The 25,240-nt window shown below is 70.9% G+C and carries 24 protein-coding genes and 1 other RNA gene; 9 read left to right on the forward strand and 16 right to left on the reverse strand.

From position 1 onward, the window contains the following. The first annotated feature begins 25 nt into the window (after positions 1 to 25). Positions 26 to 535 (forward strand): hypothetical protein, encoded by a 510-nt coding sequence (locus ACK1X7_RS15640; protein WP_390794844.1) that lies wholly within the window; start codon positions 26 to 28, stop codon positions 533 to 535. A gap of 232 nt (positions 536 to 767) precedes the next feature. Here the strand turns inward: ACK1X7_RS15640 and ACK1X7_RS15645 are convergent, their stop codons facing one another. The 6 genes from ACK1X7_RS15645 to ACK1X7_RS15670 all read right to left on the reverse strand — a co-directional run bounded on the left by ACK1X7_RS15645 (position 768) and on the right by ACK1X7_RS15670 (position 8,311). Further along, on the reverse strand, positions 768 to 3,032 hold the full coding sequence (locus tag ACK1X7_RS15645; RefSeq protein WP_413115210.1) for a heavy metal translocating P-type ATPase: 2,265 nt from the start codon (positions 3,030 to 3,032) through the stop codon (positions 768 to 770). 103 nt (positions 3,033 to 3,135) lie between these two features. Beyond that, positions 3,136 to 3,432 carry a heavy-metal-associated domain-containing protein gene (locus ACK1X7_RS15650; protein WP_385144866.1) on the reverse strand — a complete coding sequence of 99 codons (297 nt, stop codon included), beginning with the start codon at positions 3,430 to 3,432 and terminating at the stop codon, positions 3,136 to 3,138. A gap of 404 nt (positions 3,433 to 3,836) precedes the next feature. Then, on the reverse strand, positions 3,837 to 4,628 hold the full coding sequence (locus ACK1X7_RS15655; RefSeq protein WP_413115211.1) for a DUF5134 domain-containing protein: 792 nt from the start codon (positions 4,626 to 4,628) through the stop codon (positions 3,837 to 3,839). 803 nt (positions 4,629 to 5,431) lie between these two features. Next, a complete protein-coding gene (locus ACK1X7_RS15660) occupies positions 5,432 to 6,943 on the reverse strand; it encodes a multicopper oxidase family protein (RefSeq protein ID WP_413115212.1) in 1,512 nt (503 codons plus the stop codon). 93 nt (positions 6,944 to 7,036) lie between these two features. After that, positions 7,037 to 7,534, reverse strand: a complete 498-nt coding sequence (locus ACK1X7_RS15665) for a hypothetical protein (RefSeq protein ID WP_413115213.1) — start codon at positions 7,532 to 7,534, stop codon at positions 7,037 to 7,039. A gap of 174 nt (positions 7,535 to 7,708) precedes the next feature. Then, the gene (locus ACK1X7_RS15670; RefSeq protein WP_413116878.1) at positions 7,709 to 8,311 is read right to left on the reverse strand and encodes a TetR/AcrR family transcriptional regulator; all 603 of its coding nucleotides are present in this window, start codon (positions 8,309 to 8,311) and stop codon (positions 7,709 to 7,711) included. 68 nt (positions 8,312 to 8,379) lie between these two features. Here ACK1X7_RS15670 and ACK1X7_RS15675 point away from each other — a divergent pair, with 68 nt between their 5' ends. After that, the gene (locus tag ACK1X7_RS15675) at positions 8,380 to 8,712 is read left to right on the forward strand and encodes a hypothetical protein (protein WP_413115214.1); all 333 of its coding nucleotides are present in this window, start codon (positions 8,380 to 8,382) and stop codon (positions 8,710 to 8,712) included. Positions 8,713 to 8,898: 186 nt separating this feature from the next. Here ACK1X7_RS15675 and rnpB read toward each other — a convergent pair. After that, positions 8,899 to 9,301: RNase P RNA component class A (gene rnpB / locus ACK1X7_RS15680), an RNA gene on the reverse strand. 194 nt (positions 9,302 to 9,495) lie between these two features. Here rnpB and yaaA point away from each other — a divergent pair. The 4 genes from yaaA to ACK1X7_RS15700 all read left to right on the forward strand — a co-directional run bounded on the left by yaaA (position 9,496) and on the right by ACK1X7_RS15700 (position 13,343). Continuing rightward, complete coding sequence (gene yaaA / locus ACK1X7_RS15685; protein WP_385144856.1) at positions 9,496 to 10,299, forward strand: peroxide stress protein YaaA; 804 nt, start codon at positions 9,496 to 9,498, stop codon at positions 10,297 to 10,299. 237 nt (positions 10,300 to 10,536) lie between these two features. Beyond that, positions 10,537 to 11,205, forward strand: a complete 669-nt coding sequence (gene eda, locus ACK1X7_RS15690; protein WP_413115215.1) for a bifunctional 4-hydroxy-2-oxoglutarate aldolase/2-dehydro-3-deoxy-phosphogluconate aldolase — start codon at positions 10,537 to 10,539, stop codon at positions 11,203 to 11,205. A gap of 191 nt (positions 11,206 to 11,396) precedes the next feature. Further along, the gene (locus ACK1X7_RS15695) at positions 11,397 to 12,686 is read left to right on the forward strand and encodes a DNA sulfur modification protein DndB (protein ID WP_390794838.1); all 1,290 of its coding nucleotides are present in this window, start codon (positions 11,397 to 11,399) and stop codon (positions 12,684 to 12,686) included. Positions 12,687 to 12,911: 225 nt separating this feature from the next. Continuing rightward, positions 12,912 to 13,343, forward strand: a complete 432-nt coding sequence (locus ACK1X7_RS15700) for a hypothetical protein (RefSeq protein ID WP_390794837.1) — start codon at positions 12,912 to 12,914, stop codon at positions 13,341 to 13,343. Positions 13,344 to 13,396: 53 nt separating this feature from the next. Here ACK1X7_RS15700 and ACK1X7_RS15705 read toward each other — a convergent pair whose 3' ends face one another. The 6 genes from ACK1X7_RS15705 to ACK1X7_RS15730 form a co-directional block, all read right to left on the reverse strand. Continuing rightward, positions 13,397 to 13,810 carry a DNA-binding protein gene (locus ACK1X7_RS15705; RefSeq protein WP_390794836.1) on the reverse strand — a complete coding sequence of 138 codons (414 nt, stop codon included), beginning with the start codon at positions 13,808 to 13,810 and terminating at the stop codon, positions 13,397 to 13,399. Continuing rightward, entirely contained in the window at positions 13,792 to 14,088 is a 297-nt protein-coding gene (locus tag ACK1X7_RS15710) for a hypothetical protein (protein ID WP_390794835.1), read from the reverse strand. Before ACK1X7_RS15710 ends, ACK1X7_RS15705 begins: the two co-directional genes overlap by 19 nt. A 56-nt stretch (positions 14,089 to 14,144) precedes the next feature. Next, positions 14,145 to 15,365, reverse strand: coding sequence for a bifunctional RNase H/acid phosphatase (locus ACK1X7_RS15715; protein WP_413115216.1), 1,221 nt, complete (start codon positions 15,363 to 15,365; stop codon positions 14,145 to 14,147). A 4-nt stretch (positions 15,366 to 15,369) separates the two neighbouring features. Next, complete coding sequence (locus tag ACK1X7_RS15720) at positions 15,370 to 16,113, reverse strand: zinc ribbon domain-containing protein (protein WP_390794856.1); 744 nt, start codon at positions 16,111 to 16,113, stop codon at positions 15,370 to 15,372. Positions 16,114 to 16,202: 89 nt separating this feature from the next. After that, positions 16,203 to 17,063: a Nif3-like dinuclear metal center hexameric protein gene (locus ACK1X7_RS15725; RefSeq protein WP_361507742.1), complete on the reverse strand. Its 861-nt coding sequence runs from the start codon at positions 17,061 to 17,063 to the stop codon at positions 16,203 to 16,205. 113 nt (positions 17,064 to 17,176) lie between these two features. Beyond that, the gene (locus ACK1X7_RS15730; RefSeq protein WP_413115217.1) at positions 17,177 to 18,208 is read right to left on the reverse strand and encodes an ABC transporter substrate-binding protein; all 1,032 of its coding nucleotides are present in this window, start codon (positions 18,206 to 18,208) and stop codon (positions 17,177 to 17,179) included. Between the two features lie 227 nt (positions 18,209 to 18,435). On the opposite strand from ACK1X7_RS15730, the gene ACK1X7_RS15735 reads away from it, so the two are divergent. Further along, positions 18,436 to 20,268, forward strand: coding sequence for a hypothetical protein (locus ACK1X7_RS15735; RefSeq protein ID WP_413115218.1), 1,833 nt, complete (start codon positions 18,436 to 18,438; stop codon positions 20,266 to 20,268). A 137-nt stretch (positions 20,269 to 20,405) separates the two neighbouring features. Beyond that, positions 20,406 to 20,567, forward strand: a complete 162-nt coding sequence (locus tag ACK1X7_RS15740) for a hypothetical protein (protein ID WP_208516528.1) — start codon at positions 20,406 to 20,408, stop codon at positions 20,565 to 20,567. 226 nt (positions 20,568 to 20,793) lie between these two features. Here the strand turns inward: ACK1X7_RS15740 and ACK1X7_RS15745 are convergent, their stop codons facing one another. From ACK1X7_RS15745 to ACK1X7_RS15755, 3 genes are read right to left on the reverse strand one after another with little or no spacing between them, the layout of a single operon-like run. Further along, positions 20,794 to 21,735 carry a 3-oxoacyl-ACP reductase gene (locus tag ACK1X7_RS15745; RefSeq protein ID WP_413116879.1) on the reverse strand — a complete coding sequence of 314 codons (942 nt, stop codon included), beginning with the start codon at positions 21,733 to 21,735 and terminating at the stop codon, positions 20,794 to 20,796. Then, positions 21,732 to 22,817, reverse strand: coding sequence for a Zn-dependent alcohol dehydrogenase (locus tag ACK1X7_RS15750; protein WP_385150835.1), 1,086 nt, complete (start codon positions 22,815 to 22,817; stop codon positions 21,732 to 21,734). The genes ACK1X7_RS15745 and ACK1X7_RS15750 overlap by 4 nt, the downstream gene beginning before the upstream one ends. 33 nt (positions 22,818 to 22,850) lie before the next feature. Further along, complete coding sequence (locus ACK1X7_RS15755; RefSeq protein ID WP_385150838.1) at positions 22,851 to 23,705, reverse strand: MaoC/PaaZ C-terminal domain-containing protein; 855 nt, start codon at positions 23,703 to 23,705, stop codon at positions 22,851 to 22,853. 350 nt (positions 23,706 to 24,055) lie between these two features. Here ACK1X7_RS15755 and ACK1X7_RS15760 point away from each other — a divergent pair, with 350 nt between their 5' ends. Beyond that, positions 24,056 to 25,234: a sensor histidine kinase gene (locus tag ACK1X7_RS15760; protein ID WP_390794830.1), complete on the forward strand. Its 1,179-nt coding sequence runs from the start codon at positions 24,056 to 24,058 to the stop codon at positions 25,232 to 25,234. Positions 25,235 to 25,240 lie beyond the last annotated feature (6 nt).

The raw sequence follows: 25,240 nt of genomic DNA on the forward strand, positions 1-25,240 counted from the left end.
GCTAAGTAACTTAGCGGATAAGCGTATGCTGGCTGGATGCAACTCGCTTACCTGCCCAGTCCGGCGCAAGGAGTCGTACACCTGGGGCCACACGGTCGGCCGCTTCTGGATCGAGTATCTGCGCATCGACGAGGCCCACACCTTCGTGGGGCCTCGCCTGAACGACTGGACCTCGATCGCCGTCTTCTCCGTGGCGGTGGCCCTCCTCATCCGTTCGTCGAGGCGCGGTGAGCGCGAGTCCCCGACGGACTCGGACACCGCGTCCGCGCCCAGATCCGGAAGAGAGAACCGTGGTATGACCAAGGAAGCACAAAAGATCAAGGTGGGCCGGCTGCACACCCGCTCCCGGGCCTCTCGGGTCGTCGGGTGGTCCCTTCTCGGGCTCAGCCTGATCACGCTGGTGGTCAACTGGATCGAGGAGTTCAGCGATGCCGTGACCATCCTCCCGGGCGGCCATTCACCCTTCTATCTGGCAGGAAGCATTTGTGTCATCGTCGTCGGGGCATGGCGAGCCGGGGTCTTCGACGCCGAATAGGTCGCGACTACATCGCATGGGTGGCTCGGGGAACACAGCCCGGTGCCCAGTGCCACAGGCGCCCCCGTAGCCGTTACCCGCGCTCGCGACGCCTTCGCCGAGTTTCGCGGGTGTCGACGGCGGCATCCCCAGGGCACGGTCGCCTCGACGGCGAGATGCCCGGTCCACCGACCGGGCACCCCTCATGGGCGGGGCTGTATACCCGCCCCTCGTTACTTGTGCTGTCCGCGACTCACTTGAAGGACCGCAGCCGCAGGCTGTTGGTCACCACGAAGACTGAGGAGAACGCCATCGCGGCACCCGCGATCATCGGGTTGAGCATGCCGGCCGCGGCCAGGGGCAGGGCGGCGACGTTGTAGCCGAAGGCCCAGAAGAGATTGCCCTTGATGGTACCCAGGGTTTTCCGGGAGAGCCGGATCGCGTCCGCGGCCACCCGGAGGTCACCGCGTACGAGGGTGAGGTCGCCCGCTTCGATCGCCGCGTCCGTGCCCGTTCCCATGGCCAGGCCCAGGTCCGCGGTGGCGAGGGCGGCCGCGTCGTTGACGCCGTCGCCCACCATGGCGACCGTACGGCCTTCGCCCTGTAGGCGCTTGATCACATCCACCTTGTCCTGCGGCAGGACCTCGGCGATCACCTCGTCGATGCCGACGGCCCTGGCGACCGATTCGGCGACGGCCTGGTTGTCGCCGGTCAGGAGCACGGGCCTCAGGCCCAGTTCCCGCAGCTCGGCCACCGCCTCGGCGCTGGTCTCCTTGACCGCGTCGGCGACGGTGAGCACCCCCCGCGCCTCGCCGTCCCAGGCGACGGCGACCGCCGTACGCCCCTCGGCCTCCGCGGCGGCCTTGGCCTCGGCCAGCTCCTGGGGCAGTTCGATCGCCCACTCCCGCAGGAGCTTCTCGCGCCCGACCAGCACCGCGTGGCCGTCGACAACGCCCTGGACGCCGAGACCGGCGACGTTCTCGAAGTTCTCCGGCACGGGGAGGCTTCCGGCTCGCGCGATGGCTCCGGCCGCGATCGCCTGGGCGATCGGGTGCTCGGAGGCGTGCTCCAGCGAACCCGCCAGCCGCAGCAGTTGCCCCTCGTCCACCTCCGGCGCGCGGAAGACGTCCTGAAGCCGCATCCGGCCCGTGGTCACGGTCCCGGTCTTGTCCAGGACGACGGTGTCCACGCGGCGGGTGTACTCCAGAACCTCCGGCCCCTTGATCAGGATGCCGAGCTGCGCGCCCCGTCCGGTGCCGACCATGAGGGCGGTCGGTGTCGCGAGCCCGAGCGCGCAGGGGCAGGCGATGATGAGCACCGCGACGGCGGCGGTGACGGCGGCCGTCGCGTCGCCGGTGATGAACAGCCAGGTCAGCAGGGTGCCCAGGGCTATGACGAGGACCACCGGGACGAACACGCCGGAAATCCGGTCGGCGAGGCGCTGCACCTCGGCTTTGCCGTTCTGGGCGTCCTCGACGAGCTGTGCCATCCGGGCGACCTGAGTGTCCGACCCGATCCGCGTGGCCTCGACGACCAGCCGTCCACCGGCATTCACCGTGGCACCCGTGACGGCCGCGCCGACCGTCACGTCCACCGGTACGGACTCACCGGTCAGCATGGAGGCGTCCACGGCCGAGTTCCCCTCGACCACAGTGCCGTCGGTCGCCACCTTCTCACCGGGTCGTACGACGAAGCGGTCGCCGACGGCCAACTGACCGACGGGGATGCGCTCTTCCTTGCCGCCCCGCAACACCGAGACGTCCTTGGCGCCCAGCTCCAGCAGGGCCTTCAGCGCCGCGCCCGCCTTGCGCTTGGACTTCGCCTCCAGATAGCGCCCGGCGAGGATGAACGTGGTCACACCCGCTGCGGCCTCCAGGTAGATGGAGGAGGAGCCGTCCGAGCGGGAGATCGTGAATTCGAAGCCGTGGCGCATGCCCGGCATCCCGGCATGCCCGAAGAACAACGCCCACACCGACCAGCCAAGTGCGGCAAGCGTCCCGAGCGACACCAGCGTGTCCATGGTGGCGGCGCCGTGGCGGGCGTTTGTCCAGGCGGCCTTGTGGAAGGGGGACGCGCCCCAGACAACGACCGGAGCCGCCAACGTCAACGACAGCCACTGCCAGTTGTCGAACTGCAGGGCCGGGACCATCGCCATCAGGACGACGGGCACGGAGAGTGCCAGCGACGCGAGCAGGCGCTGCCGCAGAGAGACCGACTCGCCGTCGGCCGCGACCGGCCCGGATTCGGCTTCTCCGCCGGTCGAAGGCGCGGGGGGCAGCGGTTCCTCGGCGGAGTAGCCGGTCTTCTCGACGGTGGCGATGAGATCGGCGACCCCAACCCCGTCGGCGTATGAGACCTTCGCCTTCTCGGTGGCGAAGTTGACGGTCGCCGTCACACCTTCCATGCGGTTGAGCTTCTTCTCGACGCGGGCCGCGCACGAGGCACAGGTCATGCCACCGATGGAAAGCTCGACCTCAGCGGCGGGCGTCAACGTCTTCTCGGGAACCGTACTGGTCATGAAGGTTCTCCTGGGGAGGGCCGGGACGCACGGCGTCCGTATCAGCGGAGCGGTACGTCCCGGCGGGAGGAAATTCGCGTTCCTGAGGGAAGTGGCTCAGGGGTCAGGCCGTGCCGACGAGCTCGTAGCCGGCGTCGTCGATGGCAGCGCGGACGGCCTCCTCGTCGAGCGGAGCACTGGAGGTGACGGTCACCTCACCGGAGGCGGCGACGGCCTTGACCGCCGTGACGCCGTCCAGCGTGGCTATCTCCTGGGAGATCGCGCCCTCACAGTGGCCGCAGGTCATGCCGGACACCTTGTACACGGTGGTGACGCCGACGCCCTGGACGTCGGCTGTGGCAGCGGAGCCGCAGGAACCATCGGAACTGCAGCAGGAGCCGGAGGTGGTCTGTGAGGTCATGGCTTCTTCCTCGGGATGTCGTTGCATGCGGTCGTCTGCCAGAGGGCGCGTTCCCCCGCCCTCCAACGACAGCCAATATACCCCCTAGGGGTATCCCCTGCGCCTGTGGTGCCGACCACACGGATTTTCTTCAGTCGCAGTCCGGCTCCCTGGCCGCCGGGGAAATGAGCGGATGGTACGGCCTGCGCGATGAGCGCTTCGAGCCAAGAGGAAGTGCGGCTGCGCCCAGGCAAGCGGGGCGTGCGCTCTTCCAGGGGCATCCCCAGCGGCTTCTTCGCACCTGGCGCACCAGCGCCACCTTTCACCCGAGCACATTCGGTGTCGCGATCAGCCGCTTCGACATCATGTCCTCCATCAGCCCCAGCACGGCGTTCGCCAACATCGCGACCGCACTGCGAGCCCCGTCAGACGACCATCATCAAGAGCATCGTGGACATGGCTCCACCCATGCCGATATGTGCTGCCAGCGCCGCGTCCGGTGCGGCGCCGAGCTTGCGACGGCGACCCTGGCCCGCCCGCTCCCCGGTCCGGGTCCTGTCCCACACGGAGATCGTCAAGGAAACCAGAAAGACAATCACCGTGTCCGGCATGGAAAGCAGCCAGCGCCCCCAGTCGCGGCCCCGGCCGCCCTCCCGGCTCGCAGCCGCGCCACCCTTGCCGGTGCCCCGAACCCGCGCCCACACGGATGCGCCGATCGACAGCAGGAAGTAGACAGCCAGCGCCGCGGCCGCGAAGCGCCACACGGGGGTCGACCCCACAGCTCCCCCGTCATCGGTCGCGGCAGTGCTCATACCGGGCATGTCCATTCCAGGCATGGATCCCATGCCGCCCATGTGGCTCATGTCGGCCTCGTTCCCCATGTTTTCCATCCCCGGCATGTGTGCCATCGACGAGCCGCCCAGCGCGAGAACCGGGCCGGACGACGTACTCGTCATGGCGAGCGTCATGATCACCATGCCGGCGCTGCCGACGATGAGGTGCACCCAGTGGCGGCCATGCTTCCAACCACACTCGCGCGTGTGCTTGACCGCCGTGGCGATGCCACCGAGGCCGAGCAGGGCGAACACCGCCGCCCACCACATTCCGTAGTTCGCGTACCAGGCCACAGTGGCGGGCATGGCCATAGCGGCCATACACAGACCCATCAACAGCTCACCCATCGCCGCGAACCGGGTTTCACCGTTGGTGGTCGCCACTCGTATCGCACTGACAGCGGCTACGAGGGCGGACACCACCGCCACGGACCAACTGAGGGCCATAGTTCCCATGTTCACCTTCCTGATCGCCCGAGCACTATGGCCGGGGCACGGTCACACCCCGACTCTCCGTGTTGCGCGCTCGTTCGCGCCGTGGGCCGTCAACTGCTATGGCACTTAGTACGTTTCAGCGGGGATCGGTGTTCACGGGGGAGGCACGCTTTTACGGCGGCCCGCTCCATCGTGCCGGCCCGCGGCCGCTCGTCCGGCCCCACAGAGAGGGCCGGTGCGATCCAGCGCAGGTAGTAGAAGAGGGACGCCGCCGCGTTACGCCGAGTGCGCCCTGGAGCTCAGCGGCCTCATCGGCGCCCCAGACAACGTCCATGATCGCCTGCTCCAGCTCGCCGCATCTTCGCACCGCGGCCGCCGCCATCCGTGAAAAAACTAAGCGGCATCGTACTTCCCCTTTCGGCGAATGCGCCGAGCGGGAGCCCGATGGTGCTCCAGACGATGACCCCGATGTCCGCTCTGGCTAGCGTGGCCTGGGGTTCTTCGCCTAGGTGACGGAACGAGCGGCGACGACTCGGCCTGCGGGATTCAGCGGCGCACGATGCTTAACCGGCTACACGGGTATTCGCCAACCGCATCGTCATTACCCAGACCGCTGAAATAGCCCAGATGCGGAAGATGCTCCAGACGGGCTGACGCCGAACCGCCGGGGTGCCAGTCGCCTGCCACGGCGTGGTCCCGGGGACGAGCCCGCTCCTTCGCGGACCCGTCCCCGGGTGGGCAGACGTCTGCGATCAGGACTGGTAGGCCACCAGTGCCATCATCCCCGCCTCGCCGTGGTAGGCGTTGTGGCAGTGCAACAGCCATGGTCCGGGGTTATCCGCGTCGAAGACGACGGACACCTTCTTCTTGGGCAGCACGATGGTGGTGTCCTTGCGCGGACCCGTGCTGCCGATCTGGTACGTGTGGCCGTGGAGGTGCATGGGATGCCACATGTCGGTGGTGTTGACGACGTCCAGCCGCACCCGCTGGCCCTCTTCGACACGCAGCGGACTCGCGTCCGGGTTGTCCATGTCGAACCTCTTACCGTTGATGGCCCAGTTGTACTTGCCCATGCCGCCGGTCAGCTCGACGCGGTGGACCCGGTCCGCCTTCTTCGACGACAGCCGCACATCGTCGGCGGCGCGCAACTGGGCCGCGCCCATGATCAGGCCGTCCAGCTCCTTGGGGCGGACGGTCGGGGACGGCTTGCTGCCCGAGCCGGTACGGATCAGCGCCATGGCGCTCGCCTTCTTGCCCTCGGCCAGCGCGACCAGGGGGAAGACACCGTCCTTGAGGGTGACCAGGACGTCGTAGCGCTCTCCCATGCCGATCAGCAGGGCGTCGGTCCGGCGGTGCTCGACGGGGTAGCCGTCGGTGTGGGTGATGGCGAGCTTGTGGCCTCCCAGCGCCACGCGGTACGCGGTGTCCGAGCCCGCGTTGATGATCCGCAGCCGCACGCGCCTGCCCGGCTGGCCGGTGTAGACGTCCGGGTCCTGCGGAACCCTTCCGTTGACCAGGTGGTAGGGGTACTTCACATCCCCCGCGTCGCCACCGAGGAACTCGCTGTCGGCGCCCATGAGCATGAACTTCATCGACATACCGCCGTGGGCCATCCCGTCCATACCCTGCTTGAGCTCCGCGAATGCCTCGTCCGGGGTGCCGGTGACGCCATCGAGCCAGTCGTCGAGGACGACCACCCACTCGTCGTCGTAGGACAACGGTTCCTTCGGGTCCTCGACGATCAGCGGGGCGTACAGACCTCGGTCGAGCTGGACGCCGACGTGGGGGTGGAAGAAGTACGTGCCGGGTGCGTCGGCGATGAAGCGGTAGGTGAAGGCCGATCCCGCGCGGATGGCCCGCTGCGTGGCCGGGGGCACACCGTCCATGTCGTTGCGCAGGGCGAGGCCGTGCCAGTGAATGGATGTGGTGGTCCTGCCCGGCAACTGGTTGTTCAGCTCGGCGGCCAAGGTGTCCCCGGCGGTGAGGCGGATCTCCTTACCCGGGGCCCGTCCGTCGAAGGCCCAGGTCCTGGCCATGACGCCGCCGCCCAGGCCGAGCCTGACGGGTGCGGCGGTCAGGCTTCGCTTCACCACCTTGCCGGTGGACGAGCGCTTCTTCTCCACGCGAGTGACCGCGGAGCCGGAGGGGCCGACCAGACCGGGGGTGCTGCCGGAGCCGGAGTCGCCGCTACAGGCGGCGAGCGCACCGGCGCCGGCCACTCCCAGTCCGGCCAGCAGGACGGATCGGCGATTGATGCTGTTCACAGAAGTGGTGTCCTTGTCTCGATATGCCCTTCAGGTCACATGCGGACATGGCTCCTCGCCCCGTCGCCGGGGCAGGGATGCCATGGGCGCGGCCTAAATGCGCAACCGGGAAAGGACGGAGAGCAGGTCGGGCGGGGCACGCTCCGCCGTGCCGGAACCACCACCGTCGGAAACGGCCGCGTGCGCGGCGGCGTCGCGTTCGGCGTAGGACATCGCAGGCGGCGCCGCGATCTTCAGCGTGTCGACACTGAAGGCGGAACAGTGCTCCACGCCCACACCGCCGCAGGCCATATTCCCGTCCCCGTACATGACCGGATCGGCCTGGAGCACCGGCCGCGGGGCCGCCGAGCCCGCGGGATCGCCGGTGGTGGCTGTCGCGGCGCCGTTGTGGGCGTCGTGCTCGCCGGTGCCCATGGGCATGCCCATGGCGGCCATCGCGTGTGAAGCATCCGGCGAAGCAGAGGTCATCACCGTGATCGACTGGTGGTGCACCAGGACGGCGATCACCAGGAACAGGGCGACGGTGGCAGCGCGAGCCCAGCGGACGGCACCACTATGGGCGCGGGTCAGCCGGACTTTCCGCACGGTCATCGCTTCCACCTGGGCTCCCTGCCAGCAGACCGCCAATATACCCGCGGGGGGTAGGAAGCCGAACACCCCCTCCCTTCGCCCCGATGCGGGAGCGCGGCCGCCGCGCAGGAGCATTCCCCGCGGTAGCCGGATGTGGCATACCTCTGGCGGGAGCCGCGCCTTCGGTGGCGAGGCTCAGCCGGTGGTGGCCGGCGCGTGGAACGCCGAGGTGAGCAGAGTGATCAGTCGTTCGACCTCGGCGGCATTCGTAGTGGCCTCTGCGTCGCCACCTGGATGGAGATCGGCGAGGACACCGGACTGGTAGAGGCCCAGCAGGCCGACCATGGCACGGTAGCGGAACCCGACCTCATCTGGAGGCAGTTGGGGAAGCGCGGTTCGCAGGGCTTCGAGGTATCGGCCCTCCACGGGATCAACCTCCGCCCCGAAGATCCGCCGGATGGCCGGGTCGCGCTCGGAGATCACACGACCGAGGAACCGAGCGACGTCCGTGCCGCGGTCGCCGCTCCGCTCCACGAGGCGTGCGCCGGTCAGGATGAAAGTGCGCACCAGCTCTTCCACGGTGGGCTGGTGACCGGAGGTGCGCAGTTCCTCCATCAGGCGCAGGCGCTCACCGTTGACGGCGGCCATCGCGCGCTCGACGACCGCACGCAGCAGCCCTTCCTTGGAGCCGAAGTGGTAGTTCACCGCGGCCACGTTGGCGTCGGCCGCGACCGTCACCGCCCGCAGTGAAGTGGCGGCGAAGCCATGCTCGCCGAAGAGCCGCTCCGCGGCGTCCAGGAGGCGCTCCCGAGTGGCGGCGGGGCGGGACTGCCATCGTCGCCACGCTGCCGGCCGAGAAGCAGGGAGTGGCTTCCGCGCTGAACGACCTCACCCGAGAACTGGGCGGAGTCCTGGGTATCGCCGTCCTCGGTAGCGTCTTCAACGCCACCTACCGCTCCGACACGGGCGACGCGGTGCACGGTCTGTCCCCCGAGGCGGCGGAAGCGACGCGCGGCTCGCTGACCGGCGCGCTGCGTACGGCGGCGGAACTCGGCGGACGGCCAGGCGCCCGCCTGGCCGACGCGGCCCGCGAGGCATTCGGCTCCGGCATGACCAACGCCCTGCTCGGGGGCATCGCCGTCGTCGTCCTCGGCGCCCTCGCGGCAGTGGCACTCCTGCCTCACCGCGGCCGCTCCTGACCACGCCGCCCAGCGAGCTGGACGGGGGCGCGGGCAAGCGGACCCAGTACACAACGCGTGCACACTCGCGCGGGAGTTCCCGGGAACTCCCAGGAACTCCCGGGAACTCCCAGGTGGAGGAGGGAAGCGCAGCGGTCCGACCAAGGGCCCTGAGCAGGGCATACCTGCTGGTCAGAGCGGTGATGGCGGACGAGTCGGCCTGTACGCCGGGTTCTGTCTCCCGGGGGCCTCGCGGCCCGCGGGGAGGCGGCCATCCATCTAGGACCGGCGTTGCCGCCGGTCTCGTGCGGTCTACCCGCGGACTCGGGCGGGCAGCCCTCGATCGTCCGCGCAGAGCCGCCGCGTGGCGGCTCCTCTTGACCTTGCTCCAGGTGGGGTTTACCGAGCCATCCGAGTCACCTCGGACGCTGGTGGTCTCTTACACCACCGTTTCACCCTTACCGGGGGCCGAAGCCTCCGGCGGTCTGTTTTCTGTGGCACTGTCCCGCGGGTCACCCCGGGTGGGCGTTACCCACCACCTTGCCGTGTGGAGCCCGGACGTTCCTCGGCGGGATCCGAAGGACCCCGACGCGACCGCCCGGCCGACTCGTCCGCCGTGATGACCATGATACCCGGCACCTCAGCCCGGTCGGCGACGGTCCGGCCGCGTTGACGGTCCGGCCGCGTTGGCGGGAGGTCGTAGGCTGCGGGCGGGGTGGGCGTGGTTCGCCGGGTCCGCCCCTCGTCCTGCCGTCCAACGACCCGTTGCTCCTGCCGTCAACGACCCGTTCGAGGAGATCCGCCGTGCTCGTCCTGCTGCCGCCGTCCGAGGGAAAGGCCACGGGAGGCGCGCGCTCCCCGCTGGACCTGGGAGCGCTGTCGCTGCCCGAACTGGGCGAGGCGCGGGCGCAGATCCTGGACGAGTTGGTGTCGCTGTGCTCGGGCGACGAGACGAAGGCCGCCGAGGTGCTGGGGCTGAGCGAGGGGCTGCGCGGCGAGGTCGCGAAGAACGCGGCGCTGCGCGAGGCCGGGACCCGGCCCGCAGGAGAGATCTACACCGGGGTGCTGTACGACGCGCTCGGCCTGGCCACCCTCCCCACCGCCGCCCGGCGCCGGGCGGGCCGGTCGCTGCTGGTGTTCTCCGGGCTGTGGGGCGCGGTGCGGATCGGTGACCGTATCCCCTCCTACCGCTGCTCGATGGGGGTGAAGCTGCCGGGGCTCGGCGCGCTGGGCACCTACTGGCGGAACCGCACCCCGATGGCCGAGGTGATTCCGCAGGCCGCCGGGCGCGGGCTGGTGCTGGACCTCAGGTCGGCGGCGTACGCGGCGGCGTGGAAGCCCAAGGGGGCGCTCGCCGAGCGTACGGCGACGGTGCGGGTGCTCCAGTCGAAGATCGTGAACGGGGTCGAGAAACGGTCCGTCGTCAGCCACTTCAACAAGGCGACCAAGGGCCGGATGGTACGGGATCTGCTGACCGCCGGGGCCACGCCGAGCGGGCCCGGTGAGCTGGTGGAGACGCTGCGGGGGCTCGGGTACGTGGTGGAGGCCGCGGCGCCGGAGCGGGCGGGGCAGGCGTGGGGGCTGGATGTGGTGGTGACCGAGCTGTAGGTGGGTACGCGGGCGGTGAGCGGGGCGCCCCGAGTTGCTGCGGGGCGCTACCCGGCCAACTCACTGCCCGGCCCGGCCGTAGTGGGGTGCCCGGCCTCGCCCGCTCCGGGCTTGGCGCCAGGCCCGGCCGCTACCCGCCCGCTGGGCGGGACAGCGGGCCCGGCCCCACCCGTTCCACATCGCGTCCGTTGCGCCATATGCAACTGCCATTGCGCACCACGCCGCACCGCGGGCAGGATGGGCGCCGTGACTAGCACCGCGCCCTCCCCCGGTTTCCCGGGCTCCCCGGACTCCTCGCTGCTCGACCTCGCCCCCGTCATCCCGGTGGTCATCGTCCACGACGTGGCCGACGCGGTTCCGCTGGCCAGGGCGCTGGTGGCGGGCGGGCTGCCGGTGATCGAGGTGACCTTCCGGACGCCCGCCGCCGCGGACGCGATCCGGGCGATCGCCGAGGAGGTCCCGGACGCGGTCGTCGGCGCCGGGACCGTCCTGAGCCCGGAGCAGGTGGAGACGGCCGTCGCCGCCGGGTCGCGCTTCCTGGTCACGCCCGGCTGGACGGACCGGCTGCTGGGCGCGCTGGACGCGTCGGGTCTGCCGTATCTGCCGGGGGTCTCGACCACTTCGGAGGTCGTGGCGCTGCTGGAGCGCGGGGTCGAGGAGATGAAGTTCTTCCCGGCGCAGGCGGCCGGGGGCACCCCGTATCTCAAGGCGCTCGCCTCGCCGCTCCCCCAGGCCCGCTTCTGCCCGACGGGCGGTGTCAACGCCTCGAACGCCCCCGAGTACCTGGCCCTCCCCAACGTCGGCTGCGTGGGCGGCACTTGGATGCTGCCCTCGGACGCGCTGGCGGCGGGCGACTGGGGGCGCGTCGAGTCCCTGGCCCGGGAGGCGGCGGCGCTGCGGGGCTGACAAACGCCAGTGACGGCCACCACAGACAGGCCCGCACACGGCTACGGGATGGCCGAACTCGCCTAACCGCTCCCCGCACCTGGTTATGCTCGGTGGGTTGTACATCCCGCCGGGATGTACAACCCGCCGGGATGTACATCCCCCGGGGCCGAAAGCCTCCCGGGGTCTCAGGGGTGGAACAGGGGGTCTTGGTGACCGACCAGACGACGGGGTTTGTGAACGAGGTCGATCGGCGGCTTGGCGACCCGCTGCGGGTGCTGGAGTTGAGTCCGACCCGCTTTATGACGACCATGCCATGGGGCCAGCTGGCGCGGATCGTCCCCGACCCCAGGAAGGCAGAGAACCCGCAGGCGCTGCGCTACCTGGACCGCAAGGAAAAGGAGCAGGCGGAGACCCGTAACGAGGTCCAGCGCAACATCAAGTCCACGAAGAAGGCCGAGAACGCAAAGGCATACGCCCGGTACCTGGCCGAGGTACTGCAGGGCGAGCGCGATGAACGGTGGGCCACCCCGCCCTTCGCCCTATGGATCCGAAGGCGCCTGCGGATCGACCGTGTACAGAGCCCCTTCGGCCCGGACGCGATCACCTATCTGCCATTCGACGTCACGGGCGTACTGATGGACGCCGAGACCCAGCATCTCGCACACTTCCTGCTGCGCGAAGATCCGGCCCTCTATGGCCTCGCCGACGAAGCCGCCATCAACGCACGGCTGGTCGGCGTCGAGGTCTACCACGACATCGATCTTGTGGCGGCGCGCCAGATCTTCCACGACCGCAATCTGCTGGGCGTCATTCCGAACAAGAACGTCGCCCTCGCCTCGGACTCCTCCAACCTGGCGACCAACATCACGTTGACGCTGCTCAAGGAGGTCGAGGTAGCCACACCCGAAGAGAACGGCCGGGTTCCGCTCGAAAGCGTGGTTTCCGTGCGCCAGCGGCAGCTGAAGGCGGCCGACACCGAATGGATGACACTGTCGACGCTCCGCTCGTTCGTGATCACGATGATCTTCGGCAAGGCCGGGTTCGAGAAGACCAGCGGTCCGATTCCGGATCTCCCCGAGGGGTGCACGCGCGAGGTCGCGACAACGGAGATCCATGCAGTACTGACCCGGATCCTGGAGACGTTCGGCCCGGCCTTCACGGCCCGGAACTCCACCGTGATCGCCTCACCCGCCGTATTCGCGGCCCTCGGCGCCGTTGCGCACCGCGTCACATCGTGGAGCAAGAGCAAGGTGGAGGGCGAAGCGCTGACGCCCGATGAATTGATGAACCTACTCTCCCAGGTCAAATGGGACCGGGACCCCAAGTATTGGGAAGGGACGGCGGGCAAGCTGACGGCCACCGGCGCGTTCTCCCTGGCGGGGGGCGTCAAGGACAACGGCTCCAAGACGATGGCCGCACTGGGGGATCCCGCTTCCCCTCGGTTCCACTGGATCCGCCACGGCCGCCCCGACGAAGTCAAGTCTGAACTACGGGGCTGAACACCCCACCACGGAGTCCCCGCAGTTGAGCTGCGGGGATCCCCGCACTTTTTCAGGTGGTATTTTCGCAGGTCACCTCCCCGCAGCAGCAAAATAGACCCCCAGCGAGCCGTCAACCGGCACAACTCCCCCCGCAGTTCCGGCTATTGTCATCCTCCACGGCAGGTAAAGCGTCATCAGCGCCAGAAACTTGCCTCCAAGACACTGGTTCAGGGGGAGGCTGCGGTGAGCGGCAGAGTAGTGGAGCTCGTCATTGGGGTGCTGGTAGCGGCCGTCGGGGCAGCGCTGACCGCATGGGCCAACTATCGGTTGCAGCGCCGTAAGGAACGGCGGGAGGACACCCAGCGCGCACTGGATCTGTTGAACGAGATCCAACACACGGTCGAAGAACCGCCCACGGCCACCACCCCGGAGCGCCTGGCGCAGATGTCGCGACGCCTCTGGCAGACCGAGGACGACGCTCCCGAGGACGTACAGCCGTCGCTGGCCCGGGTGGGCGGTCACCTGGACTCCTACCGGTCGTCATGGGGCAGCGCACCACGCTCCGGTTCGCTGGCCGTTCAGGAGGGGACGCCTCCGCTGCGCGCAGCGGAGGACCTTCGGAAAGCGATCGGCAAGGCCCGCGACGCCATCCGCGTCTACCGCCGCAGGCACTGAGGAGACGATCACTCGCCCTCAGCCCACCACCGTGACACGGGGCCGGAGCCGAGTCACACGGCGACCAGGCGCACCAGATCGCCGCAGAGTTTGGTCATGTCGTCCACGTCGGAGGTCAGCATGACGACGGGACGCCGCTGCTTGAGGGCAGTCGCCGCCACGGCGGCGTCGATCGCGTACTTGTGGCCGTGCAGACCGACCCCCATCAGCAGCGCCGAGGCCGCCTTCGCCTCCTCCTCCCCCACCGGGAGGACACGGAGACCGGACAGGACCCAGTTCAGCCGGGCCTTGTCGATGCGCGCGTGCACGGCCTCGATGACGGCGAGCGCGCAGACCACGACCTCCATGCCCCGCCTCCGCGCCTCCGCAATCAGGGCGACGACCGATTCGTCATCGTTCAGCAGCTTGGAGAGGCCCTCGCTGTCCAGGGCGAGCGTCCCGTCGTGGCTCAGCTTGCGGCGGGCCACTGCTCGTCCTCGGCGAAGACCTCGTCGAAGACCTGACGTGCCCGCTCCTGCGCCTTCGCCGAGACCGGGCCCTTGCGCCCTTCGTAGTCGGCCAGGTACTCGTCCAGAATCTGACCGCGCAGCTCACGCTCCACCGCTGCGGTGATGAACGCCGAGAACTCCCGCTTGCCGACGCGCGAGCGAATCGCCTCGGCGGTCCCTTCGGAGAGGGAGAGGCTTACCCGGGTGGCCGGCCCCTCGCCGATGCTGTACGACACCTCAGCCTCATACTCAGACATGGGACCTACTTTATCAAACGAGTAGGAAAATGGGCCATCAGTGAGGGCCTGGGCCCCTACCGCAGATGCGCCGTCTCGTTCAGCAGCCTCAACGACGCGTTCCCGTCCGCGTAGTACGCCACCGCCGACAGCGACGCCGCCGAGAGTTCCATGCGGAACAGGGTCTCCGGCGGGGCGCCCAGGGCCAGTCGGACCAGGGTTTTGATCGGTGTGACATGGGTGACCAGCAGCACCGTACGGCCCGTGTAGCGGGCGATCAGCTTGTCGCGGGCGAGCGCGACCCTGCGCGTGACCGTCGCGAAGCTCTCGCCGCCGCCGGTGGGGGCCACCTTGGTGGAGGCCAGCCATGCCTCCAGGTCGTCCGGGTAGCGCTCCTTGACCTCGGCGAAGGTCAGGCCCTCCCAGGCGCCGAAGTCCGTCTCCCGCAGCCCCTCCTCGACGCGGACGTCCAGGCCAAGACGCCGGGCCACCGCGTCGGCGGTCTCCCGGCAGCGGCGCAGCGGTGAGGTGACGATGGCCTGGATGGTGCCGCGTGCGGCGAGCGCCGCCGCCACTCGCTCGGCCTGGTGGCGGCCCACGTCGGAGAGTCCGGGGTCGGTGCCGCCGCTGCCGGAGAAGCGCTTCTCGGGGGTGAGCGGGGTCTCCCCGTGTCGGAGCAGGACGAACGTGGCGGGGGTGCCCAGGTCCGCCGAGCCCCAGCCCACCGCCGGGGCGCCGGTCGCGGCGGGCTCGGCGAGGGCCTCGTCGGCAGGAGCGGCGGGAGCGGCGGAGGCGGAGAGGGCGGCGGCCTCCGGCGCGCCCGCCGCAGGCCCACTCGCCGCCGCCGGCGTGCCGCCCGGCGGCACCTTCGGCTGCCACTGCTCGCCCCGCTTGCCCGCGTCCATCGCCTCGTTGGCGAGCCGGTCCGCGTGCTTGTTCTTCTCGCGCGGGATCCACTCGTACGTCAACTGGCCAGGCGGCATGATCGCCTTGGCCTCGGCGGCGAGCGGCCGCATATCGGGGTGCTTGATCTTCCAGCGGCCCGACATCTGCTCGATGACCAGCTTGGAGTCCATCCGCACCCGGACCTCGGCCGCCGGGTCCAGGGCGTACGCCGCCCGCAACCCGGCGATCAGGCCCTTGTACTCGGCGACGTTGTTGGTCGCCGTGCCGATGTACTCGGCCACCTCGGCGAGCGGCTCACCGGTCTCCGCGTCGAGCACGACCGCGCCGTAACCGGCCGGCCCCGGGTTGCCCCGGGACCCGCCGTCCGCCTCGACGACGAAGCGCCGCGCCATCGCCCTACAGCCCCGACTCGGGCGTACGGATCAGGATCCGGCGGCAGTTCTCGCACCGCAGCACCGTGTCGGGGGCCGCCGAGCGCACCTCGTTGAGCTCGGTGATGGCGAGCTCCTGGCGGCAGCCGTCACAGCTCCGCTGGTAGAGCCGGGCCGCGCCGACACCGCCCTGCTGCTCGCGCAGCTTGTCGTAGAGCTTCAGCAGATCGGCGGGGATGGTCCCGGCGATCACCTCGCGCTCCTTGGTGGCGGCCGCGATCTCGGCGTCGATCCCCTCGGCCGCCGCGTCCCGGCGCGTCTGGGCGTCGCCGATCTTGGACTGGAGGGACTCCACCCGCTCGGTCAGCTCCGTGATCCGCTCCTGGACGGACTCCCGGCGCTCCATGACCTCCAGGACGACGTCCTCCAGGTTGCCCTGGCGCTTGGCGAGGGAGGCGATCTCGTGCTGGAGGTTCTCCAGATCCTTCGGCGAGGTGACGGCGCCGGAGTCCAGGCGCTTCTGGTCGCGGGCGGCGCGCTGGCGCACCTGGTCCACGTCCTGCTCCGCCTTGGTCTGCTCGCGGGCGGTGTCGCTCTCCTCGGTCTGCGCGGCGATGAGCAGGTCGCGGAGCTGGGTGTGATCGGCGTTCAGCGTCTCGATCTCGGCGTGCTCGGGCAGCGTCCTGCGCTTGTGCGCGAGTTGCGACAGCCGGACGTCGAGCGCCTGGACGTCGAGGAGGCGGATCTGATCGGCGGGCGCGGCATTCAGCGTGGGGCTCCAGGGGAGTCGGGTGGAACGGAAAACGGGGTCAGGGAAGTCACGGGGTCAAAGAGGTCAAGAGGTCGAGCGGTGCGAGGTCAAGCGGAGAAGGACGGGGCGGCCGCGCGGACGGCCGGGGCCGTGGCGTGGGCCGTCCAGGGATCGGTGACGATACGGGAGACATGCGTACGCAGGCCCCAGCCGTGCCGGTCGGAGATCTCGTCCAACTGGGCCGCGGCCTGTTCGGTCCAGGGCCATTCGGTGGCCCAGTGCGCGGCGTCCACCAGGGCGAGATCGCTGTGCTCCCGTGCCTCCGAGGACGGGTGGTGGCGCAGATCGGCGGTGAGGAACGCGTCGACCCCGGCCGCGCGCACCGCGTCGAAGAGGCTGTCGCCGGAGCCGCCGCTGACCGCGACCCGGCGGATCGTACGGTCCGGGTCGCCCGCGGCGCGGATGCCCTGCGCGGTGGCGGGCAGCCGGGCGGCGGCGCGCTCGGTGAACTCCCGCAGCGTCTCGGGGTGGTCGAGCTCGCAGACCCGGCCCAGACCGCGGCGGCCCTCGGGGTCGGTGGCGTCGGGCACCAGCGGGCCGACGATCCGCAGGTCGAGCGCGCCGGCGAGGGCGTCGGAGACGCCGGGGTCGGCGGTGTCGGCGTTGGTGTGCGCCACATGGAGGGCGATGTCATTCTTGATCAGCGTGTGCACCACCCGGCCCTTGAAGCTGGAGGCGGCGACCGTGGTCGTCCCCCGCAGATAGAGCGGATGGTGAGTGATCAGCAGATCGGCGCCGAGGTCCACCGCCTCGTCGGCCACCTCCTGGACCGGGTCGACGGCGAACAGCACGCGGGTGACCTCGGCCTCGGGGTCACCGCACACCGTGCCGACGGCGTCCCACTGCTCCGCCCGCTCGGGCGGCCAGAGGGCGTCGAGTGCGGCGATGACGTCGTTGAGTGCGGGCACGGGGCAAGGCTACCTCCCGGATCACGGCTGAGCCCTGCCCCGGCCTTCACTCAGCGCGACGACGGCCGGGGTGGAACCGTGCGCGTACGCGTATCAGTGGACGAGACAGCCGCTCAGTGGGCGAGGTAGCCGCGGAGGTCGTCGAGGACCCGGTCGGCGGCGGTGACGCCGAGGCCCAGGTACCAGGTCTCCTCGTCGACGTTCTTGGCCCGGCCGTCCTTGACCGCCTTCAGCTTCTTCCACAGCGGGTTGGACTGCGCCTGATCGCGCTTGGTGGCCTTGGGGTCGCCGTAGACACCGGTGAAGATCCAGTCGGCGTCGGCGTCGTCGATCCGCTCCGGGCTGATCTCGGCGGCGAGGTCGTTGATCTGCTGGTTCTTCGGGCGCGGCAGGCCGACGTCCTGGAGGATGGTGCCGATGAAGGACGCCTTGGCGTAGAGCCGGGTGGCCTGCGGCATGAAGCGGAGCATGGTGATGGTCGGCTTGTCGGGGCCGATGTCCTCGCCGAGCTTCTTCGCCTTCTCCTCGTACGCGCCGAGTGCGCGCTTGGCGTCGGCGGTCCGGTCCAGCGCCGCGGCGTTGAGGAGGTAGTTCTCCTTCCAGGTGAAGCCGGGGCGGATGGCGAAGACGGTCGGGGCGATCTGCTTCAGCTCGTCGTAGAGCGGCTCGGCGCGCAGCTTGCTGCCGAGGATCAGATCGGGGTGGAGGGCGTTGATGGCCTCGAGGTTGAGGTTGTTGATGGTGCCGACGTTCTTCGGGTTCCCCGCGTCCTTCTTGAGGTAGTCGGGTATGGCCTGGTCGCCCTCGGAGGGGGCGTAGCCGACCGGCTTCAGCCCCAGCGAGACGACGTTGTCCAGCTCGCCGACGTCGAGCACCACGACCCGCTTCGGCTTGCTCTCGATCTCGGTCTTGCCCATGGCGTGGGTGATGGTGCGGGGGAATGCGCCGGGCTTGGCGTCCGTACCCATCTTCGCGGTCTGCTCGGCCGCCGAGCCGAAGTCCTTGCCGCCCTGGGCGACGGACTTGCCGCCCCCGCCGTTGCGCTTGGCGCCGTCCCCGTCGTCCGACGATCCGCAGGCGGTGAGGGACAGCGCCCCGGCCAGGGCGAGGGCGAGGGCGGCAGTGCCGCGAACGCGCAGGGACATGACAGAGCTCCAGGGATAGCAGGGGCGCGCCGTTCTCACGAGCGCGCCAATCGCACTTAGGTGTGCCTTACTTTAATCACAAACCATCCCCCCGTCGCTTACAGCACATTCACCCCCGACCTCTCAGGCGAATCGGGCAAGAGACACACTTACGGGTGGAGCGCACCCATTACGGCCTTCGGCAGGGAGTGCGAAAACTACGTTCAGTGGCCGGAGGTGACTGAACGATGACTGCCTGTGCCTTCGACACCGCCCTCACCGGGGGCGTCGGCGACCGGCCCCGAGGGGATTTCACCATCGCCTCGGACCGCTCGTACGGCGCGCGGCTCGCGCTCAGCGAGGAGGCGTGCTGCTGGTACCCCGAGCGCTGGACGCTGGACGGCCCGGAGCCCTACGCCGTGCCGCTGCCCGCCGCCCAGCCCGAGGAGCCGGACTGCGAACTGCTGCCCCTGGCCGACGGGCAGGTGCTCATCCACCGCCGGGTGGCCGGACACCACGCCTTCTCGCTGCTCTACCCGGCCGGTCCCGGCACCGGCGAGCGCCCGCTCGGCGGCATCGACCGCGCCGACGTCTCGCTGCTGCCGCCCGCGCCCGGCGGCCTGTGCGCGTTCGCGCTGGGGCGCGGGCCGCGGTCCACCTCCGTCTGGCTGGTGGCCGGGGGCGGCGTCCTCGTCCCCCAGCATCTGGCCGAGGTGCCCGGCCGCTGTACGGGCGGCAGTTGGCTGGACCGTACGGGCCGGCTGCTGGCGCTCGACCGCGAACTCGACGGCCGGACGAAGACCGTGGTGGTCGATCTGCGCCGGGGCGGTGAGACCAGCCCGCTGCTTCAGATCACCGAGCGCAGCGACGACCGGCTGCTGCTCGCCGACCCCGACAGCGGTCTGCTGCTTGTGCGGTCCGACGCGCCCGGGGAGGAGCGGCTGGGGTGGGGGGTGCTGGGCAGCACCCGGCCGGTGCGGTTCCCGGACTGCCTGCGGCCCGCGGGGTGGTCGCAGGCCACGCCGTTCGCGGTGCAGCCGGGGCAGGTGCTGACGCCGGAGGCGTGCGCGGTGGCCTTCCGCGTCGACGGACGGGGCGGGGCCGGGCGGCCGTGGGTGGGCGTATGGCGCCCGGCCGAGCGGCGGCTGCGCGAGTTCCCGGCGCCGGAGGGCTGGCTTCCGGGCGCGGGCCTGTGGACCCGGGACGGCGAGCTGCGGCTGCCGTACGCGACCCCGCAGGTGCCTTGCGGGCTGGCCCGGGTGCGGCTGTCGGGGGCGGCGGGGGCGGCGGGGGCGTGGCGACCGGACGAGGCGACCGGGGCGCGGCGGCCGGACGGCGCGGCGGAAGCGTGGCCTCGGGGCGAGGCGACGGGGTCGAGGCCAGCGGGCAGCGCGGCGGGAGCGTGGCCACGGGACGACGGCGCGACGGGCTCGTGGCGGCCGGACGAGGTGACGGGAGCGCGGCGGATCGCGCGGGTGGCGCGGGTGGCGCGGGTGTTGTCCGAGCCCTCCGGGCGGGTGGCCGAGGAGCCCCCGCGTCCGGCGGGTCCGGTTCCGGCGGGTCCGGGTCCGGCGGGTCCGGGTCCGGCCGGGGCGCGGGACACGCAGACACCGCGGACGACGTCCCCCGCGGCCGAGATCGCGACCCGGATCACACCATGGGCCCGGGTCGGCGGCCCAGGCGGCTCGGATCCCGCGCGAACGCCTGGGCTGACGCCGCTGCGGCCGCCTGAACCGGCACCAGAGCTGGGACCGTCGAGAACGGCCGGGCTGACGCCTGAGCTGAGACCCTCACGAACGGCCGGACTGGCACCGTCGCGGACACCGGCACCCGCACGCACACCCGAGCCGATGCCGGTGCCGGTGCGGATGCCGGAGTCCGAGGTCGGATCGGGTGTCGAGCCGTGGGGCGGGACCGGCTCATGGGCCGGCGTCGAGCAGGAGATGGGGCCCGAGCCGGACCCCGATCCCCGCTCCGGTACGGGCCCCGCCCTGCGGCCCGTACCGCTACAGCAGGCCCCGCTCGCCCGGCCCCCGCAGCCCCGGCCACCCCGCTGGGTCCGGGATCACCACCGTGGTTAGACTCGGTCGGGGGCTGCGCGTCTCGGCGTTCCGTCACGCGCGGGGCGCCCCGGGCGATGCGCATGGAAGGGCGTGCGACATCGTGGTCAGCCCCCTTCGCACAGTACAAAGCGATCTGACGGGGTGACGTACCCACCATGTCCGAAACCCACATCGACACGACCCAGGCGCGCCCGCGGGACGCCGCCGCCGCCCAGGCCGATGGCTCTCAGGGCAAGCACCGGGGGCAGGCCGCGTCCGAGGAGTCCCAGGCACCGGCCAACGGCCGCCACCGACGGCCGAATGAGAACGCCGCCTGAGATTCTCGGGTTCCGAGATTCTCAGGCTCGTCGTGAGAACCTCAGGCTCGTCCTGATACACCTCAGGCTCGTCCCGCACAGGGCGGCCTGGCCCTCCGGGGTGCGTTTCCGATCGCGGGACGGGCTGGATTTCCCGCGGAAGTCCAGCCCGTCCGGCGATCGCGGGACGCCCCCGGCCTGGGCCCCCAGGCCCCCCGACCCAGGCGCCAGGCCCCCCGGGCCCCCGTCACCCCCGCTTGAGGCCCAGCACCTCCACCGCCGCGAAGCTCTCCCCGCCCCGCTCCGCGAAGTACGGCGTCAGCGCCGCGTCCAACTCCTCGAAGCCGAAGGCGTCCTCCTTGGCGTCCAGCTTCGCCGCCACCTTCGGCCGCTCCAGGATCGCCAGCATGCCGCCGTGCACCACGAACACCTGGCCGTTCACCTTCGCCGCGGCCGGTGAGGCGAGATAGCCGACCAGCGGGGCGGCATGTTCGGGGGCGAGGGCGTCGAGTCGGCCGTCCTCCGGAACCTCGAAGTCCGCGAAGACGTCCTCGGTCATCCGGGTGCGGGCGCGCGGGCAGATGACGTTGGCCGTCACCCCGTACTTGGCGAGCGCCACCGCCGTGGAGGTGGTCAGCCCGACGATGCCGCCCTTCGCCGCCGCGTAGTTCGGCTGGCCCGGCGAACCGGCGAAGAACGCCTCCGAGGAGGTGTTGATGATCCGGCCGTGGACCGGGCCGCCCTCCGCCGCCTTGGACCGCTCGCGCCAGTGCGCGGCGGCGAAACGGATGGTGTTGAAGTGGCCCTTGAGATGGACCCGGATCACCGAGTCCCACTCGTTCTCACTCATCGAGAAGACCATCCGGTCGCGCAGGATGCCCGCGTTGTTGACCAGGATGTCCAGCGCGCCGTAGGTGTCGATCGCGAGTTGGACCAGCTCGCCCGCCCGCGCGAAGTCGGCCACATCGCCCGCGTGGGCGGTGGCCCGGCCGCCCATCGCGCGGATCTCCTCGGCGACCTGCTCGGCGGGGCCGGCCGATGCCTCGCCCGAGCCGTCGCGTCCGCCCTGTCCGTAGTCGTTGACGACGACGTTCGCGCCCAGCCTGGCCAGTTCCAGGGCCTCGGCGCGGCCGAGGCCGCGCCCGGCGCCGGTGACGATCGCGGTCTTCCCCGCCAGTGGGCCCGTCAGATCTCGATGCATGTGCGCAGTGCCTCCCCGGTCCGCATCTGCCCGATCGCTTCGTTGATCTCGCCGAGCCGCACCCGGTGGGTGATCAGCCCTTCGAGGTCGATCCGGCCCGCTCGCCACAGGTCGATGGTGCGCCGGTAGGAGCGGAGCACATCACCGCCGCCGTAGAGCGAGGGCAGGATGCGCTTCTCGTCGAAGAACAGCTCGAACATGTTGAACTGAAGGAAGTCGTCCAGCGCCCCGGCCCCGACCACGCACAGCGTGCCGCCGCGCCGGGTGATCTCGTAGGCCCGGCGGGCGGTGGCGGAGCGGCCCACGACCTCGAAGACGTAGTCGAAGCCCTCGCCCGCCGTGACGCTGTTCTTCGCGGTGTCCAGGCCGTCCGGCGTCACCGCCTCGGTGGCACCGAAGCGCAGCGCGGCCTCGCGCCGCGACTCCACCGGGTCGACGGCGACGATCTGCGCGGCGCCCGACGCCCTGGCCCCCTGGATGACGCTGATGCCCACCCCGCCGCAGCCGATGACCGCGACCGACGAACCGGCCTCCACCCGGGCGGTGTTGAAGACGGCCCCGAGCCCGGTGGTCACCCCGCAGCCGATGAGGGCCGCGATGTCGTACGGGACGTCGTCGGGGATCGGCACGGCACACGCGGCGGGGAGGACGATCTCCTCGGCGAAGGTGCCGGTCCCGGACATGCCGAACAGCTCCTGCGGGCTGCCGCCGGAGCGCCGGAAGTTGGGGGTTCCGGCGTTCATGAACCCGGTCAGGCACAGCTCGGTCTGACCGCGCTGACAGGCCGGACAGCCGCCGCAGGCGGGCAGCCAGCACACCAGCACCCGGTCCCCGGCGCCCAGCCCGGTCACCCCGTCGCCCACGTCGAGGACCTCGCCCGCGCCCTCGTGGCCGGGGACGAACGGCGCGGGCTGCGGCAGCACCCCGGCCATCGCGGAGAGGTCGGAGTGGCACAGCCCGGTGGCCCTCAGCCGCAGCCGGACCTTCCCGGGGCCGAAGCCCACCGCCTCGATGTCGTCGAGGACTTCGAGCTTGTCCTGTCCCGTCTCATGCAATACGGCTGCGCGCACAGCGGCTCCTCGTGATCTCGAGCGTGCGTGATCTCAAACGTGGTCGACGATGGTGTCGGTGAGGACCGGCGCGTCGTCCCGCTCGACGGCGGTCGCCGTCACATGGACGCGCCCCTCGTCCCGCCACATCCGCACGCGCAGGGTCTCGCCCGGGTAGACCACCCCGGCGAAGCGGGTGGTGTACGAGCGCACCCGGGCGACATCCCCGTCCAGGGCCGTGTCCACGACCGCCTTGAGCACCATCCCGTACGAGCACAGCCCGTGCAGGATGGGCTGCTCGAACCCCGCGACCTCGGCGAACGCGGGATCGGCGTGCAGCGGGTTCCAGTCCCCGGAGAGCCGGTAGAGCAGCGCCTGGTCCTCGCGGATGGCCCGCTCCACGGTGTCGTCCGGCTCCCGGGCGGGCGGCTCCACGCGTTCGGAGGGGCCGCGCTCGCCGCCGAAGCCGCCCTCGCCCCGGGCGAAGATCTGGGTGTCGCAGGTCCACAGCGGGCCGTCCGCGTCGGCGACGTCGGAGCGCAGCACGATGACGGCCGCCTTGCCCTTGTCGTACACCGCGGCGACCTTGGCGGTCTGGGTGGCGTCCCCGCTGACCGGGATCGGCCGGTGCAGTTGGACGGTCTGGCCGCCGTGCAGCACGGCGGCGAGGTCGACGTCGATGCCGGGGGCGCTCATGCCCCCGGCCATCGCCATGCCACCGCCCGCGACGGTCGCGAAGCTGGGGAGCACATGGAGCCTGCTCTCCAGGGTGTAGCGGAGCTCTTCGGGGTCGGTGGCGGGGATTCCGGCGCCGATGCCCAGGTGGTAGAGCTGGATGTCCTTGTGCCCCCAGGTGAGAGCGGTGCTGCGGGGTTCGGCCGAGATGGCCTTGGCGGCATCGATGGGCATGGGCGACAGCACTCCTTGGTCCACTGGCTCGGCCACGGTCCGAAGACCCCGGCCCGCCCGTCCGCACCGTCGGCCGTGCCGGGGTCGTCGCTGGTCGGCCGGGTCGCGTTCGCTCGCGTGGATATCTAGAACGCGTTCTAGCCGATGGCACCCTGTATAGCCCAATCGCCCCGAAGGGGGAAGACCTGCTGACGGCCCATCAGGTCGCTGACGGACCGCCATCGGATGACCTTCGGACGCCCCTCGGAGGGCCGCTGTCCGGGGTGGCGAAGACCCCGGGACAAATGTCATGGCCATCCCTCGACATCCGCATCTGCCCAGCTCATGGCGGCTTCCGTAAGGTCGGAGGCATGTTTGCCAACGCCGCGCACATCGAGCGTCTCAAGCCGCCGGGCCGCCGCACGTTTCTGCCCTGGCTCTTCATGCTCTCGGGGGATGTGCAGGCGCTCTTCAAGGAGAAGACCCCCCTGCCCTGGCTCGGCGGCGCCGGGGCGGCGGCCTTCGTCGCGCTCTATGTGACCGCCATCCACACCAGCCTGGACGAGCGCCACCGCCACACCCGGGCCCCGCTGCTGGCGCTCGCCGGACTCACGGCGGTCACCTACGCGCTGGGCATCGGCTACGCCGGGGACTGGCTGCTGTGCTTTCCGCTGCTGTCGCTGGCCTCCGGGCTCGTGCTGCGCGGGGGGACCCGGCCGCTGGGACCGGTCATCCTCGTCCTGTCCGCCTCCGCCGGGATCATCGCCGGGATCCGCGGCGGCGCCTCGGACTCGCTCACCGTCTCGTACGGGACGGTCCTGTCCGGCCTGGTGACGGCGGCCATCCTGTCGCTCTTCGAGACCGTCGCCCAGCTCCGCGCCACCCGCCAGGAGCTGGCCCGTACGGCGGTGGAGAAGGAGCGGCTGCGGTTCTCCCGCGATCTGCACGATCTGCTGGGCCACACCATGTCGGTCGTCGTGGTCAAGGCGGAGGCGGTGCGCCGGCTCGCCCCGAAGAACCTGGAGGCCGCGCTGGGGCAGGCCGCGGACATCGAGGCGGTCGGGCGGCAGGCGCTCACCGAGATCCGCGAGGCCGTCACCGGCTATCGCGAGGGCAGCCTGGCCACCGAGCTGGACCGGGCCCGCTCGGCGCTGGACGCCGCCGGTGTCGAGGCCGCCGTCCGCCGCTCCGGGCCGCCGCTGGCCCCGCAGACCGAGGCGCTGCTGGGCTGGGTGGTCCGCGAGGGCGTCACCAATGTGGTGCGGCACAGCGGGGCGGCCCGGTGCGAGATCGAGGTCCGCGGCGGCATGGACCGGATACGGCTGGAGATCACGGACGACGGGGACGGCGTAGGCTCCCCGAGCGCGGCAGGCTCTGGGGGCGCGATCGGCGGTACGGGCCTCAAGGGCCTGGCCGAACGGCTGTCCGCGGCGGGCGGCTCACTGGAGTCCGGCCCCGGCGGGCGCCGTGGCTTCCGGCTCGTCGCCGAACTGCCGGTGGATACGGAGGATGCGATGGAGCCCGAGGTCGAGGAGGCCCGGACGGCGTGAACGACA

Source organism: Streptomyces sp. CY-1, from assembly GCF_047218265.1.
In the GTDB taxonomy this organism is placed as follows: domain Bacteria; phylum Actinomycetota; class Actinomycetes; order Streptomycetales; family Streptomycetaceae; genus Streptomyces; species Streptomyces niphimycinicus.

What these genes read in the sequence shown, in the direction of transcription:
- ACK1X7_RS15740 (WP_208516528.1), top strand. Translation starts at nt 20,406, where the DNA reads ATGTCCGAAACCCACATCGACACGACCCAGGCGCGCCCGCGGGACGCC.
- ACK1X7_RS15710 (WP_390794835.1), bottom strand. Translation starts at nt 14,088, where the DNA reads ATGTCTGAGTATGAGGCTGAGGTGTCGTACAGCATCGGCGAGGGGCCG.
- ACK1X7_RS15755 (WP_385150838.1), bottom strand. Translation starts at nt 23,705, where the DNA reads ATGCCCATCGATGCCGCCAAGGCCATCTCGGCCGAACCCCGCAGCACC.
- ACK1X7_RS15760 (WP_390794830.1), top strand. Translation starts at nt 24,056, where the DNA reads ATGTTTGCCAACGCCGCGCACATCGAGCGTCTCAAGCCGCCGGGCCGC.
- ACK1X7_RS15645 (WP_413115210.1), bottom strand. Translation starts at nt 3,032, where the DNA reads ATGACCAGTACGGTTCCCGAGAAGACGTTGACGCCCGCCGCTGAGGTC.
- ACK1X7_RS15665 (WP_413115213.1), bottom strand. Translation starts at nt 7,534, where the DNA reads ATGACCGTGCGGAAAGTCCGGCTGACCCGCGCCCATAGTGGTGCCGTC.
- eda (WP_413115215.1), top strand. Translation starts at nt 10,537, where the DNA reads ATGGGCGCCGTGACTAGCACCGCGCCCTCCCCCGGTTTCCCGGGCTCC.
- ACK1X7_RS15650 (WP_385144866.1), bottom strand. Translation starts at nt 3,432, where the DNA reads ATGACCTCACAGACCACCTCCGGCTCCTGCTGCAGTTCCGATGGTTCC.
- ACK1X7_RS15735 (WP_413115218.1), top strand. Translation starts at nt 18,436, where the DNA reads ATGACTGCCTGTGCCTTCGACACCGCCCTCACCGGGGGCGTCGGCGAC.
- ACK1X7_RS15730 (WP_413115217.1), bottom strand. Translation starts at nt 18,208, where the DNA reads ATGTCCCTGCGCGTTCGCGGCACTGCCGCCCTCGCCCTCGCCCTGGCC.
- ACK1X7_RS15640 (WP_390794844.1), top strand. Translation starts at nt 26, where the DNA reads ATGCTGGCTGGATGCAACTCGCTTACCTGCCCAGTCCGGCGCAAGGAG.
- ACK1X7_RS15715 (WP_413115216.1), bottom strand. Translation starts at nt 15,365, where the DNA reads ATGGCGCGGCGCTTCGTCGTCGAGGCGGACGGCGGGTCCCGGGGCAAC.